The organism is Dellaglioa sp. CoH-56-MRSF-12 (assembly GCF_056782075.1).
Genome location: NZ_JBXAYD010000035.1, coordinates 1 through 390 on the forward strand (window position 1 = coordinate 1; position 390 = coordinate 390).

1 protein-coding gene is annotated in these 390 nt (G+C 49.5%); it reads right to left on the bottom strand.

Annotation, left to right across the window (positions count from 1 at the left end; genetic code table 11):
• Positions 1 to 300: hypothetical protein (locus tag AC1RPY_RS07700; RefSeq protein WP_481763098.1), on the bottom strand; the 300-nt coding region annotated here is incomplete at its 3' end.
• Positions 301 to 390 lie beyond the last annotated feature (90 nt).

Genomic DNA, 390 nt, shown 5'->3' on the forward strand with positions numbered 1-390 from the left:
ACTCAGAGGCGTGGCTCCACCAATCTCGTCAGTATCGCTGAATGTAGGGGTATGGCCTGCCGCGTAGAAGCGTGCACGCGGTTCTTCAACACTGACACGTTGCTTGCAGTTTTTGCACTTGGTGCTACCATAGCGCTGCATCGACATGGCAGAAGTGCCACCGACAGAACCACAACTGCCGCACACATAGCTTAAACGTGACTGAGAATTGACATAATCAGCATCCGTGAACGTTGGCGTATGTCCCCTGTCCGTAAAAATTCTGCGCACATCTTCAAGTGCTGCGCGTGGACGCCCCATAAAACCTCCGATTCAATACTTATTGATACTATAACACAACCAGCACTCGATTGCTAGTATTAAATTGGGAATTTCTGGTAACGTGCACAC